Below are 14,850 nucleotides of genomic sequence, written 5' to 3' on the forward strand. Positions count from 1 at the left end.
CCCGGCCGATGTCGGTTTTGCGTTGCGGTTGCAGGCCTTGGCAGGGCACGCGGACGCCGAAACCGAGCTGCTGGCCCTGGCCGAGGAGGAGGCTCGCCAGGCCTTCGACCTGGCCCACGGCCCGCTGGTACGCGGCCGACTGGTGCGGATGGCAGAGGATGATCACGCGCTGTTGGTGACCCTGCACCATATCGTCTCCGATGGCTGGTCCGCCGATCTGCTGACCCATGAATTGGGCGTGCTGTACGCAGCGTTCCGTCAGGGGCAGGACGATCCATTGCCGGTGTTGCCGATTCAGTACGCCGACTATGCCCTTTGGCAGCGGCGCTGGCTCACCGGGGAGGTCCTGGCCGAACAGGAACATTTCTGGCGGCAGACCCTGGCCGACGCACCAGCCTTGTTGACGTTGCCCACCGATCGGCCACGGCCCGCGCAGCAAGATCACGCCGGCGCGGCGGTGGGGATCGTCCTCGACGAAACCCTGACCCAAGGCCTCCAGGCGTTGAGCCAACGCCATGGCGCCACCTTGTTCATGACAGTCATGGCCGCCTGGGCCACGGTGCTCAGTCGCCTGTCCGGCCAGCACGACGTGGTCATCGGCACGCCGGTGGCGAACCGCATGCAAGCGGAAGTCGAGAGTTTGATCGGCCTGTTCGTCAACACGCTGGCGCTGCGCGTCGATGTGGCGGACGGACTGACAGTGCAAGCCTTGTTGCAACACGTGAAGGCTCGGACCCTGGACGCCCAGGCGCACCAGGACCTGCCGTTCGAGCAGGTGGTGGAAGTGGTCCGGCCCTTGCGCAGCCTGTCCCATAGCCCGGTGTTCCAGGCCATGCTGTCCTGGCAGAACAGCGAAGCCACGGGGTTGGAACTGGGCGATATGTCGCTGCAAGGGCTGGGCGTGACCAGCCGCACCGCGAAGTTCGACGTGTTGCTGGACATGGCCCTGATCGATGGGCGCCTGTTCGGTTCGCTGGAATACGCCACGGCGCTGTTCGACCCTGCCACGGCGGAGCGCTACCTCGGTTACCTGGAGGGCGTGCTGCGGGCCATGGTGGCTGATGAGCAGACCCTGGTGGCGCAGATTCCGCTGCTGGCTGACACCGAGCGCCAGCATCTGCTGGAAACGCTCAACAGCACGGCGGTCGATTATCCGCAGGGCCTGACCCTGCACGGCCTGTTCGAGGCGCGGGTCGCCGCCTGCCCGGACGCTGTGGCGGTGGTGGCTGGCGAGGCGCAGCTGAGCTACGCGCAACTCAATGCACGCGCCAACCAGATTGCCCATCGCCTGCTGGAACTGGGCATTCGCCCGGATGACCGCGTGGCGATCTGTGCCGATCGCAGCCTGGACATGGTCGCGGGCCTGCTGGGGATTCTCAAGGCCGGCGCGGCGTATGTGCCGCTGGACCCGGATTATCCGCATGAGCGCCTGGCCTACATGCTGGAAAACAGCGCGCCCATGGTGGTGCTGACCCAGCGCGCGTTGCAGGTCAGCCTGCCGGCGACCCAGGCGCGGACCCTGCTGCTGGATGAGGCGCAAGGGTTCTCGACGCAGCCAACCCATAATCCGCAAGTCGAAGGCTTGCACGCCCATCACCTGGCCTATGTCATCTACACCTCCGGTTCCACCGGCATGCCCAAGGGCGTGATGAACGAGCACGGCGCGGTGGTCAATCGCCTGCTGTGGATGCAGGACGAATACGGCTTGAGCGCCACAGACGCGGTGCTGCAAAAGACCCCGTTCAGCTTCGACGTGTCGGTGTGGGAGTTCTTCTGGCCGCTGTTCAGCGGCGCGCGGCTGGTGATGGCCCGTCCGGGCGGGCATCGCGACCCGGCGTACCTGCGCGAAGTGATCCAGGCCCAAGGCATCACCACGCTGCACTTCGTGCCGTCGATGCTCGATGTGTTCCTGGCCCATGGCGAAGCGGGCCAGTGCGAAGGCTTGGTGCGGGTGATATGCAGCGGCGAGGCGTTGCCGGGGCATCTGGTGCGGCGCTTCAAGGCGCAGCTGCCGCACGTTGGCCTGTACAACCTGTACGGCCCGACCGAAGCGGCGGTGGATGTGACGGCGTGGGACTGCACGGGGGCAGACACCCCGGACAGCACGCCCATCGGCAAGCCGATTGCCAACACGCGGATCTACCTGCTCGATGCCCATCGACAACCGGCGCCCCTGGGCGTGGCCGGGGAGATTTACATCGGCGGGGTGCAGGTGGCGCGGGGTTACCTGAACCGTCCGGAGTTGACCGTCGAGCGTTTCCTGGGGGATCCGTTCAGCACCGCGACGAATGCCCGGATGTACCGTACCGGTGACCTGGGTCGTTACCTGGCGGACGGCAATATCGAGTATTTGGGTCGCAACGATGACCAGGTGAAGATCCGGGGTTTTCGCATCGAACTGGGCGAGATCGAAGGGCGGCTGGCGCAGCATGAGGCGGTGAAGGAAGCCGTGGTGCTGGCCCGTGAAGATGTACCGGGGGAAAAACGCCTGGTCGCCTATTTCACCCATCATGCGCCAGAAGCTTTCGCCGACATCGAAGTCCTGCGGGCTCATCTACTGGAGCAACTGCCGGAATACATGGTGCCAACCGCCTACATCCGGCTCGACGCACTGCCGCTGACCCCCAACGGTAAACTCGACCGCAAGGCGCTGCCGGCACCGGACCTGGACGCGGTGATTACCCGCGATTACGCCGCACCCCAGGGGACCGTCGAAACGACCCTGGCGCAATTGTGGGCCGAGTTGCTCCAGATTGAGCGGGTGGGGCGTCACGACCACTTCTTCGAACTGGGCGGCCACTCGCTGCTGGCGGTCACGCTGATCGAACGCATGCGCCAACTGGGCCTGAGCGCCGATGTACGCGTGCTGTTTGGCCAGCCGACGCTGGCGGCATTGGCGGCGGCCGTCGGTGGCGCGACGGAGGTCGTGGTGCCGGTCAACGGTATTAGCCCCGGTTGCACACGCATCACACCGAACATGCTGCCGCTGGCCGATCTGACCCAGGAGGAGATCGAGCAGATTGTCGCGACGGTGCCGGGCGGTGTGAGCAATGTCCAGGACATCTATGCCCTGGCGCCGTTGCAAGAAGGAATCCTCTATCACCACCTGGCTTCGCAGCAGGGTGATCTCTACGTGCAGCAGGCCAGCTTCAACTTCAAGGATCGCGCCCGGCTGGATGCCTTTGTCGACGCGTTGCAAGGCGTCATCGACCGACACGATATCTTGCGCACCGCCGTGCTCTGGGAAGGCTTGCGCGAGCCGGTGCAGGTGGTCGTTCGCCAGGCGCAATTGATTCTGGACGAGTGCGTTTTCGAGCCGAGCCACGACGTCGCCACGCAACTGCTCGAACGCTTCGACCGGCGGCACCTGCGCCTCGATGTACGCCAGGCTCCGTTGATGCGCCTGGTGTTCAGCCATGACGCCGCCAACCAGCGGTGGATCGCCATGCTGTTGTTCCACCACATGGCCCTTGACCACACGGCGCTGGAAGTGGTGCAACACGAGATGCAAGCGCACCTGCTAGGCCATGCTAGCCAATTGGGCGCAGCGGTGCCGTTCCGCAACTACGTGGCCCAGGCCCACTTGGGCGTGAGCCGTGAGGAACATGAAGGGTTCTTCCGCGACATGCTCGGCGACATCGAGGAACCCACGTTGCCGTTCGGCTTGCTGGATGTCCGTGGCGACGGCAGCGATATCGAAGCGGCCGGACTCAACCTCGCCGCCGACCTCAGCCGGCGCCTGCGGGCCCAGGCCCGTCAGTTGGGGGTGAGCGCCGCGAGCCTGCATCACTTGGCGTGGGCGCAAGTCCTGAGCAAAGTGTCCGGAAGACAGGATGTGGTCTTTGGCACGGTGTTGATGGGCCGGATGCAGGGCGGCGAGGGCGCCGACCGGGCACTGGGCATGTTCATCAACACCCTGCCATTGCGGGTGGATGTCGATACCCGAGGCGTGCGTGACGGGGTGAAAGCCACCCACGGGCGTTTGACCGGTCTGCTGGGGCACGAGCACGCCTCGCTGTCCCTGGCCCAGCGTTGCAGCGGTGTCGCCGCGCCGCTGCCGTTGTTCAGCGCCTTGCTCAATTACCGGCACAGCGCAATGGGCACGGCGTCGAGCGAAGCGTTTGCCGCCTGGGAGGGCATCGAGGCCCTGGGCAGTGAAGAGCGCACCAATTACCCGCTGACCTTGTCGGTGGATGACCTGGGCGAAGGTTTTTATGTGTCTGCCCTGGCGGTGCCTCGGATCGGTGCGCAGCGGATGTGTGTCTACATGAACATCGCCTTGGAGCATCTGGTCGAGGCGCTGGAACAGATGCCGCAGACACCGTTGAACCGCGTGTCGATCCTGCCGTCGGCCGAGCGTCGCCACTTACTGGTGGATTTCAACGCCACCACTCGCCGCTATCCCCAGGACAGGACCGTCCATGGCCTGTTCGAGGCGCAGGCCAAGGAGCGTCCGCAAGCCATTGCGGTCGTGCATGACGCCCACAGCCTGAGCTACGCCGAGTTGAACCACCGGGCCAATGGCCTGGCCCGTCACCTGGTCGGCCTGGGTGTGCAACCGGGCGATCGGGTGGCGATTGCCCTGGAGCGTTCCATTGAGCTGCTGGTCAGCCAATTGGCGATCCTCAAGTGTGCCAGCGCCTATGTACCGCTGGATGTCAGCGCGCCGTTGGAGCGTCAGCAATTCATGGTGCAGGACAGCGGGGCGCAAGTCGTGCTGACGTCGAGCACCGTGCTAGCGCCTGAAGCATCGCTACGGGTGGATCTGGATACGCTGGTCTTCGACGAGGCCGCTGATAACCTCGACCTGGTGCAAAGCAGCGAATCGGTGGCCTACATCATGTACACCTCCGGTTCCACTGGCACACCGAAAGGCGTGCTGGTGCCACATCGGGCGATCAGCCGACTGGTGATCAATAACGGTTACGCCGATTTCAACGCCGAGGATCGGGTCGCTTTCGCCTCAAACCCGGCCTTCGACGCCAGTACTCTCGACGTCTGGGCGCCATTGCTCAATGGCGGTTGCGTGGTGGTGGTTGACCAGGACGTGCTGTTGTCCCAGGCGGATTTCCAAGCGTTGTTGCTTGAGCAATCGGTGAGCGTGCTGTGGATGACCGCCGGTCTGTTCCATCAATACGCCGCCGGACTGCTGTCAGTGTTCGCTCAACTGCGCTACCTGATTGTCGGTGGCGATGTACTCGACCCGACAGTGATCGGCCGCGTCCTGAAAGAAGGTGCGCCGCTGCACCTGCTCAACGGCTACGGCCCGACCGAAGCCACCACCTTCACCACCACCTACGAAATCGAACAGGTGGGCGAAGGCGGTATCCCGATTGGCCGTCCGATTGGTAACACCCGCGTCTATGTGCTGGACGTTAATCGTCAGCCAGTGCCCATCGGCGTGACCGGCGAGTTGTACATTGGCGGTGACGGCGTGGCGAAAGGGTATCTGAATCGCCCTGAGCTGACCGCCGAAAAGTTCGTCACCGATCCGTTCAGTGCCGATCCGGATGCGTTGTTGTACCGCACCGGCGACCTGGCCCGCTGGCGCGCGGACGGCACGGTGGATTACCTCGGTCGTAACGACGACCAAGTGAAGATCCGTGGTTTCCGTATCGAACTGGGCGAGATCGAAGCCCGGTTGGCCCAGCATGACGCGGTCAAGGACGCCGTGGTGCTGGTGCGCGAAGACGTCCCGGGCGAGAAACGCCTGGTGGCTTACTTCACGCCACGGGACCTGGACGTTGCGCCGCACATCGAGACCCTGCGTACTCATTTGCAGGGGCAATTGCCGGATTACATGGTGCCAGCGGCCTACGTGCGACTCGATGCCTTGCCGTTGACCGCCAACGGCAAGCTCGACCGCAAGGCCTTGCCAACACCGGACCAGGCCTCTGTCTTCAGCCGTGTCTACGAGGCCCCGCAAGGTGAGATCGAAACCGTGCTCGCGCAGATCTGGCAAGACGTGCTGGGCCTGCAACAGGTCGGCCGCCACGACAATTTCTTCGAACTGGGCGGGCATTCGTTGCTGGCGGTCCGTTTGCTGGGGCTGCTGGCCCAAGCCAACCTGACGGTATCGCTGGCCGAGCTGTTCCAGCACGAAAGCGTCGCGTCCATGGCGTTGTTGCTGCAGACCCGCGGCACCGAAGTCCAAGTGCAGGAGGCTTTTGTACCGGTGCGCACCACCGGCCAGCAGAACCCGCTGTTCCTGGTGCACGAGTTCAGCGGCCTGGATCTTTACTTCCCGATGCTGGGCAAGCACATCGATCCAGATATTCCGGTCTATGGCCTGCCTGCCATCCCGTGGGGCGAGCCGCAGTTGCAGACGATGGAATGCCTGGCCTCGCGGCTGGTGGGGGTCATCCGCTCGGTCCAGCCCCAGGGCCCTTATCGCTTGGCCGGTTGGTCGTTCGGTGGCGTGTTGGCCTACGAGATCGCCATCCAGCTAATTGGCCTGGATGAAGAGGTCGAGTTTGTCGGCCTGATCGACAGCTACCTGCCACGATTGGTGGATCAGGGCCGGGAGCGCTGGTCATTGGGTGAAGCCCACGCTCGGCATTTACTGGACCGCTGCGAAGTGTTCTGGAAGGCCGGCATATTGGCTGAGGCTGACCTGGCGTCGGTGCTCGAAAAACTGGTCCATCTGCAGACCCGATTGAACGATTTCGCATTTGAAGACCTGGTGCAACTGTGTGGCGACGAAGGCCTGCTGCCCCCTGAGCTGGCCGGCTACAGCGCGGCCCAGCTCTGGCAGTACCTGGATCGCGAGGTGGCCCACGGTCATGCCCTGGCCCATTACCTGGTGTATCCGATCTCCGTACCGGTGCACCTGTTGATAGCCGAGGAACGCCAGGACGATGCGCCCGAGCATTCCGGCTACCTGGGCTGGGACGCTGTCCTGCCCACGACGCAAATGCACTGCGTCAAGGTCCCGGGCAACCACCAGACGATGATGCAAGCCCCACAGATCAAGGCATTGGGCCTAGCCATCAGCGACGCGCTGGGCACCGTCGCGGCACGACCAACGCCTGCGCCGAGGAGCCGTTACCAGCCACTGCTGACGATCCAGGGCGGACGTGCCGACCGGGCGCCGATCTTCTGCGTGCCGGGGGCTGGCGACAGCGTGACCGGTTTTATCGGGCTGACCGACGCGTTCGGTCCGGAATGGCCTATCCATGGGTTGCAACACCGTGGACTGGACGGCAGCACCGAGCCTTTCAGTCTCGTGGAAACCGCCGCCCAGGCGTACCTCGACGCGATCGACAAGGTACAACCGGAGGGGCCGGTGCATCTGCTCGGCCATTCCTTCGGTGGGTGGATCGTGTTCGAGATGGCGGCCCGCCTGAATGCCCGGGGTCGCAAGGTGGCCTCGTTGACGCTGATCGATAGTGAATCGCCGGGCGGCAACGGCGTGGTGGGCAAGCCCTACACCGCGACGGGGGTGCTGAATCGGCTGATCGAGGCGATGCAGTTGGCGTCCGGCAAGTCCTTGGGCATCGATGCCACGGTCTTCGGTACCCAGGACGATACCGCGCAGATGCGCTTGCTGCATGCCGGCATGGTTCGGGCCGGCATGTTGCCGCAGCGCTCGGCGGTGGATGCCATGCGCGGTCCGGCGCGGGCCTTCGGTACGGCCCTGCGCACGGTCTATCAACCGCAACACCGCTACACCGGGCCTGTGCGGTTGGTGCTGGCCAATGATCCAACCCTGGACACAGCCGGCAATAAACGCGAACAGGAGCAAATGATCGAAGGATGGCGCAAGCATATCCCTGACCTCAGCATCTGGTACGGTCCGGGCAACCACTTCACGATCCTCAAGGCCCCCCACGTACACAACCTGGCAGCCTGGTGGCACGACGGCCTGCCCATGCTCGACGAGGAGGCCGCCAGTGATTACGTATGACGGCTCTTCCTTGACGCACATCCATGGAACCCGGCGCCACGCTGGCCGGGCCTGAAATCAACGCACTCATGGTTATTTATGGAAAAGTCGAAGTTTCGCAAAATCGCTATCGTGCTCGTCCTGGTCGTGGTGGCCGGTCTGGTTTTCTACAGCGCGCAATCGCCGGGCAAACCGCCGGAGTACCTGACCGCCATGGTCGAACGCACGGACATCGAAAACGCGGTGCTGGCCTCCGGCACGCTCCAGGGCGTCAAGCAGGTCGATGTCGGTGCCCAGGTGTCGGGCCAACTGAAGTCGCTCAAGGTCAAGTTGGGCGACAAGGTCAAGAAGGGCCAATGGCTGGCGGAAATCGACCCGATGCTGGCGCAGAACTCCTTGCGCCAGGCCCTGGTCAACGAGGAGAACCTGGTGGCCAAGCGGCAGGCCACGGCGGCGCAACTCAAGGACGCCAAGGCCACCTATGATCGCTACAAGAAACTGCAACCGGACGACGCGATCTCCAAGCAGGAATACGAGACCGCCGAGTCCAACTACAGGGTGGAAGAGGCGAACCTGCTCTCCCTCAATGCGCAGATCAAGGACGCCCGCATCCAAGTGGAAACCGCGCGGGTCAACCTGGCCTACACCCACATCGTCGCGCCGATCGATGGCTACGTGGTGGGGATCGTCACGCAGGAAGGCCAGACCGTGATTGCCGAGCAACTGGCGCCGGTCCTGCTCAAGCTCGCCGACCTCGACACCATGACGGTCAAGGCGCAGGTGTCGGAAGCCGACGTGATCCACATCGTGCCTGGCCAAGAGGTGTATTTCACCATCCTGGGCGAGTCGGAAAAGCGTTATTACGCCAAGCTGCGCGGCACTGAGCCGGCGCCGCAGAACTTCCTCGAAACCCAGAACGCCGGGACGCCGAAGCAAAATACCGCGGTGTTCTACAACAGCCTCTTCGATGTGCCGAACCCTGACCATCGCCTGCGCATTTCCATGACGGCCCAGGTCCGTATCGTCCTCGACAAAGCCAAGGACGTGTTGACGGTTCCCGTCGCTGCCCTGGGTGCGAAAAACCAGGACGGCAGCTTCGTGGTCCGTGTGCTGGATGCCGAAGGCAAGGCCCAGCCGCGTAACGTGCGCATGGGCATCAACAACAACGTCCGGGCCGAGATCAAGGATGGCCTGGCCGAAGGTGACAAGGTCGTTATCGGCGAGCCGACCCCGGCCGTGGCGGGAGCCTGACCATGACCCAACCATTGCTGGAACTCAAGGGCATCACCCGCAGCTTCCAGGCCGGCGAAAAGGCCTTCATCGCCCTCAAGGACATCAACCTGACGATCAATGCCGGCGAGGTGGTTGCGATCACCGGGGCGTCCGGCTCCGGCAAGTCGACCTTGATGAACGTGCTTGGCTGCCTCGACCATCCGAGCGCCGGAAGCTACAAGGTGGATGGGCGCGAAACCGGTTCGATGAACGACCGTGAACTGGCGGTGTTGCGTCGGGATCACTTCGGTTTCATTTTCCAGCGCTACCATTTGCTGCCGCACCTGAGTGCCTTGCACAACGTCGAGATGCCGGCGATTTATGCCGGCGCGGGCGAATCGCAACGGCACAGCCGTGCCGGGGAACTGTTGAAACGCCTGGGGTTGGTGGGGCACCTGAGCAATCGGCCCAGCCAGCTCTCGGGTGGCCAGCAGCAACGGGTGAGTATCGCCAGGGCCCTGATGAACGGCGGTGACATCATCCTGGCGGACGAACCCACCGGTGCGTTGGACACCACCAGCGGCAAGGAGGTGATGAAGATCCTGCTGGAGCTCAACCGGGCGGGGCACACGGTCATCATCGTGACCCACGATGAAAAGGTGGCTGCCCATGCCCAGCGCATCATCGAGATCCGCGACGGCGAGATCGTCAGCGATCGACCCAATCCGCAGCAACCGCTGGAGGACCTGTCGCCACAAGGCACACGCCCGGCCAAGGTCAAGCCGGCGAACGGCCTGCTCGCCCGCTTCGGGCTGTTCAGCGAAGCGTTCAACATGGCCTGGGTGGCGCTGGTGTCCCATCGCATGCGCACCCTGCTGACGATGTTGGGCATCATCATCGGCATCACCTCGGTGGTCTCGATCGTGGCCATCGGCGAAGGGGTCAAGGCGTATGTCCTGAAGGACATCCAGGCGATTGGCAGCAATACGATCGAGATCATGCCCGGGGCCGATTGGGGGGACAGTCGCTCAACCGCGATCGAAACCCTGGTGCTGTCCGACGTCACGGCCCTGGGCGACCAGTATTACATCGACAGCGCGACCCCCAACGTTGGCCGTAATCTGCTATTGCGCTATGAAAACATCGACGTCAACGCGACCGTCAACGGTGTCAGCGATAGCTATTTCCAGGTTCGCGGGATCAAGATCGGCTCCGGTGTCGCGTTCAGCAAGGACGATGCCCGGCGACAGTCACAAGTGGTGGTGATCGACCACAATACCCGCCAGCGATTGTTTGGCCCGAACACCGATCCGCTGGGCAAGGTGATCCTCATCGATAACCTGCCTTGCACGGTCATCGGCGTGACCGAAGACCGCAAGAGCGTCTTCAACACCTCCAAGAGCCTGAACGTATGGATGCCCTATGAAACGGCGGCCGGCCGGTTACTGGGCCAGCGGTTCCTGGACAGCATCACGGTGCGAATAAAGGACGGGCAACCGAGCAAAGTCGTGGAAGACAATGTGGTCAAGCTCCTGACCCAACGCCATGGCCTCAAGGACTTCTTCACCTACAACCTCGACAGCGTGCTGCAGACGGTGCAGAAGACCAGCCAGTCCCTGGCGCTGCTGCTCTCGCTGATTGCGATCATCTCGCTGGTGGTCGGTGGCATCGGTGTGATGAACATCATGCTGGTCTCGGTGACCGAACGAACCCGTGAGATCGGTATCCGCATGGCCGTTGGCGCGCGCCAGTCCGACATCCGCCAGCAGTTCCTGGTGGAGGCGGTGATGGTGTGCCTGATAGGCGGCACCATTGGCATCGCGCTGTCGTTTGGTATCGGCTATGTCTTTTCGATCTTCGTCAAGGAATGGCAGATGGTGTTCTCGATGGGATCGATCGTCACCGCGGTCGTCTGTTCGACCCTGATCGGCATCGTGTTCGGCTTCGTGCCCGCGCGTAACGCCGCGCGGCTCGATCCGATCAATGCATTGGCGCGGGATTGAGCCGGGCTGCCGGGCTCGAACCCAGGCATGGAACCTGAGGCCAGACATGGAACCTGAGGCCAAACATGGAACCTGAAGCCAGACATGGAACCTGTGGCCAGACATGGAACCTGTGGCCAGACATAGAACCTGTGGCCAGACATGGAACCTGTGGCCAGACATGGAACCTGAGGCCAGACATGGAACCTGAAGCCAGACATGGAACCTGAAGCCAGACATGGAACCTGTGGCGAGGGAGCTTGCTCCCGCTGGGCTGCGAAGCGGCCCTAAACCCTGGCAGCTCGGTCCGTCTGGTTGATGGAGTCGACCGTGTTGGGGCCGCTTCGCGACCCAGCGGGAGCAAGCTCCCTCGCCACAAGAATTGTGCCTGGCGCCTTATACCGTCACGCGTGCTGCATGGGGGGCGTGTTTCGCCAACCTTCCTCACCGCCTGTTTGAAGCGGTCAAGTACCATGCCGACCTCGGTCTCGGTGATGGTCAAGCTTGAAGCCAGACATGGAGCGTGAGGCCAGGCATGGAACCTGAAGCCAGACATGGAACCTGTGGCGAGGGAGCTTGCTCCCGCTGGGCTGCGAAGCGGCCCTAAACCCTGGCAGCTCGGTCCGTCTGGTTGATGGAGTCGACCGTGTTGGGGCCGCTTCGCGACCCAGCGGGAGCAAGCTCCCTCGCCACAGGAATTGTGCCTGGCGCCTTATACCGTCACGCGTGCTGCATGGGGGCGTGTTTCGCCAACCTTCCTCACCGCCTGTTCGAAGCGGTCCAGCACCATGCCGACCTCGGTCTCGGTGATGGTCAGGGGCGGAAGGAACCGGAGCACTGCGCCATGGCGCCCGCCGGTTTCCATCATCAAGCCATTGTCGAAGCAGTTGAGCTTGATGGCGTGTGCACGTGCGCCGTCAGCCTGGCCGGCGCGCTGGTTGTCTGCCGGCTGGGTGATTTCCACGCCGATCATCAACCCGCGCCCACGGATGTCGCCGATGAATGGACAACGCCGAGCGATGTCCTGCAGGCCGCTCTCCAGCCGCTCACCCATTCGCGCGGCATGGGCGACGAGATGGTCTCTGCGGATTTGCTGCATGGTGGCGGCGCCGGCAACCATCGCCACCTGATTGCCGCGGAAGGTCCCCGCATGCATGCCAGGCCCCCAGGTATCCAGATGTTCGGCATACACGATCACCGCCAAGGGGTAGCCACCGCCGATGGCTTTGGACAGCACCAGGATGTCGGGGACGATGCCGGCGTGCTCGATGGCGAAGGTGCTGCCGGTGCGCCCCAGGCCGGTCTGGACTTCGTCGACGATCAGCAAGATCTCCTGCTCCAGAGTGATTTCCCGCAGGGCCCGCAGCCAGTTGGCCGAGGCCGGGATGCAACCGCCTTCGCCTTGCACCACCTCGACGATGACCGCCGCCGGCTTGGCGACGCCGCCTTCGGGGTCTGAGAGGACGGTGCGGATGTAGTCGATGGACAGTTGATCGGTGTGCTCGCCATGGGTGCCGAACGGGCATCGAAACCGATAGGGAAAGGGCAGGAAGTGCGTGCCTTGGGCGATCAAGCCATCGCCGGATTTGGGCGACAGCTTGCCCATCGCCGACAATGCGCCGGCCGTCATGCCATGGTAGCCGCCGTGGAACGCCATCAAGGGCGAGCGCTTGGTGTAGTGGCGTGCCAACTTGATGGCGGCCTCGACCGCATCCGAACCGCTGGGCCCGCAGAAGAGAATCTTGCTGGTGTCACGCATTGGCGCCGGCAGCATCGAAAACAGTTCCTGCACGAACGCATGCTTGGCCGGCGTGGCCAAGTCCAATGCCTGCTGCAGATGATCGCTGGCGAGGAAGCGCATCACCGCGTCCCGGACTTCGGGTGGATTGTGTCCGAGGGCCAGTGTGCCGGCGTTCGACAGGCAATCGAGAAACTCCTGGCCGCTGGCATCCTTGATACGCATGCCTTTGCCGCTGACGAACAGTCGCTGGAAAGTCTGCGCATAGGTACGTGCGTTCGATTCGATGTTTTCGAGGTAATTGAGTGCTTCCATATTCGATCATCCATTGGCTATGGAAAGTGAACCGAGCGGGGGCGGTTGCTGCTCGACAGCAAGTGCAGCCATTACTTGGCAAGTCGAGCTCATTTCAACAGGCCCCCGCCGTTATCGCGAGTTTTCCTGCCGGCAGCTGTCCCCAATTTCCACGCCAGACATCGGAACGGGCGCGGGGTTAAATACCTGCCACACCGCTGAGTTGCGCCGGAGCCGGGTGCCTTGCTGTCTTCACCTTTGACGCCCTTTGAGAACCCTATGCCTGCCATCAAGCCCCCAGGAAGAATATTGTGGGTGACACTGTGTGCGGTGGCCTTGAGTGGTTGCGTATTGGGCCCTGACTATCGGGTGCCAGACGTTCCGATTGCCGCCCAGTGGCAGGCACCGGTGCCACATGGTGCGTCCGTGGCCGGGTTGACTGACTGGTGGCAGCAATTCGATGACCCGGCGTTGGCCGAACTGTTGCGTCTGGCCGAAGCCGATAGCCCGTCGATGGACCAGGCCTGGGCCAATATTTCCCTGGCCCGTGCGACCGCCGACAGTGACGCCGCCGATGCCTTGCCCAAGTTCGATGGCAGGTTGTCCGGTGGTCGAGGCGGGCAGCAGACCGGTTCTGAACGCCTGGGGGGCTCAGGTTCTTCGGCCACGATGGATGCCGCTTGGGAACTCGATCTGTTCGGCAAGTTGCGCCGCAACAATGAAGCGGCCAGCTCCCGCGTCGAAGCACGGGTGGATGACTGGCATGACGCGCGGGTTTCGCTGGCGGCCCAAGTCGGTGATTACTACGTGCAATACCGGGGCTGCCAGAAGTTGGCACTGGCCTACCGTGACCAGGCCCAGTCACAACAAGACACTGCACGCATGACGCACCAGTCGTTCGGGGCGGGCTTCACGTCCTCCGCCGACGCAGCGCTGGCCGATGCCAGTGCCGCCAGCAGCGCCGCGACCCTGGTCCAACAGCAGAGCGAATGCCAGGTGCTGCTCAAGAGCCTGGTGGCGCTGACAGGCAGCGATGAACGTCGATTGCTGGAAGTGCTCGGCCACACCCCGGCGCAACTGCCGCAACCGGCAGCACTCAATGTGCAGCAGATTCCGGCCGACTTGCTGCGTCAACGCCCGGACGTCGCTTCCAGTGAGCGCGAGCTGGCAGCGGCGAATGCCGAGATTGGCGTCGCCCAGGCTGATCGCCTGCCGAGCTTGAGTCTTTCCGGGACGATTTCCGTGGGCACCATGGTCGGCCAGCGCAACCGCTCCTGGTCATTGGGCCCGGTACTGTCGATTCCGCTGTTCGACGGTGGCAAGCGTCGCGCGGCGGCGCAGGGGGCCAAGGCCTCCTATGACGCAGCCCTCGCGGTCTACCGCCAGACCTTGCGCACCAGTGTGATGGAAGTGGAGCAGGCGTTGGTGCGTCTCGATGCGGCCCGTCGCCGGGAGTGGGATGTAGAGCGTTCCACCGCCGGTTTCCGGGAGTCTTTCGAGGCCATCGACCGCAGTTGGCAGGCTGGCAACGTCAGCCTGCTGGACCGGGAAACCGCACGCCGCCAGGCGCTGACCGCCGAGATCGAATTGATCACCTTGCAGCAGAATCAGGTGCGCTACTGGATTGCCCTGTACAAAGCGCTGGGAGGCGGCTGGCAAGCCGACCAGCCGCTGGCGCGGAATCGCCCATTGAGCGGAGACGGCGCGTGAGGTCGAGATCGGGAAAGTACGCGTTGGCA

4 protein-coding genes and 2 pseudogenes (1 of these 6 running past the window's edge) are annotated in these 14,850 nt (G+C 63.5%); 5 read left to right on the forward strand and 1 reads right to left on the reverse strand.

Annotation, left to right across the window (positions count from 1 at the left end; genetic code table 11):
• From HU715_RS07160 to HU715_RS27625, 4 genes and pseudogenes are all read left to right on the forward strand, one after another.
• Window positions 1-7,906, forward strand: the final stretch of a protein-coding gene (locus HU715_RS07160) for a non-ribosomal peptide synthase/polyketide synthase (RefSeq protein ID WP_217884311.1). Its footprint begins 23,030 nt before the window's first position; the window shows 7,906 of its 30,936 coding nt (coding positions 23,031-30,936); the start codon falls outside the window, past its left edge; it ends in the stop codon at window positions 7,904-7,906.
• 78 nt (window positions 7,907-7,984) lie between these two features.
• Entirely contained in the window at window positions 7,985-9,136 is a 1,152-nt protein-coding gene (macA, locus tag HU715_RS07165; protein ID WP_186710323.1) for a macrolide transporter subunit MacA, read from the forward strand.
• 2 nt (window positions 9,137-9,138) lie between these two features.
• Window positions 9,139-9,835: pseudogene (locus tag HU715_RS27620) on the forward strand (ABC transporter ATP-binding protein); the annotation flags it as partial.
• A 62-nt stretch (window positions 9,836-9,897) separates the two neighbouring features.
• A pseudogene (locus tag HU715_RS27625) lies at window positions 9,898-11,100 on the forward strand (ABC transporter permease); the annotation flags it as partial.
• Window positions 11,101-11,791: 691 nt separating this feature from the next.
• Here HU715_RS27625 and HU715_RS07175 read toward each other — a convergent pair.
• Entirely contained in the window at window positions 11,792-13,132 is a 1,341-nt protein-coding gene (locus HU715_RS07175; protein WP_186710327.1) for a diaminobutyrate--2-oxoglutarate transaminase family protein, read from the reverse strand.
• A gap of 258 nt (window positions 13,133-13,390) precedes the next feature.
• Between HU715_RS07175 and HU715_RS07180 the strand changes: the two genes are divergently transcribed.
• On the forward strand, window positions 13,391-14,821 hold the full coding sequence (locus HU715_RS07180; RefSeq protein ID WP_186710330.1) for an efflux transporter outer membrane subunit: 1,431 nt from the start codon (window positions 13,391-13,393) through the stop codon (window positions 14,819-14,821).
• Window positions 14,822-14,850: the final 29 nt, after the last annotated feature.

This window comes from Pseudomonas zanjanensis (genome assembly GCF_014268745.2).
Lineage (GTDB): Bacteria > Pseudomonadota > Gammaproteobacteria > Pseudomonadales > Pseudomonadaceae > Aquipseudomonas > Aquipseudomonas zanjanensis.

What these genes read in the sequence shown, in the direction of transcription:
- macA (WP_186710323.1), top strand. Translation starts at nt 7,985, where the DNA reads ATGGAAAAGTCGAAGTTTCGCAAAATCGCTATCGTGCTCGTCCTGGTC.
- HU715_RS07175 (WP_186710327.1), bottom strand. Translation starts at nt 13,132, where the DNA reads ATGGAAGCACTCAATTACCTCGAAAACATCGAATCGAACGCACGTACC.
- HU715_RS07180 (WP_186710330.1), top strand. Translation starts at nt 13,391, where the DNA reads ATGCCTGCCATCAAGCCCCCAGGAAGAATATTGTGGGTGACACTGTGT.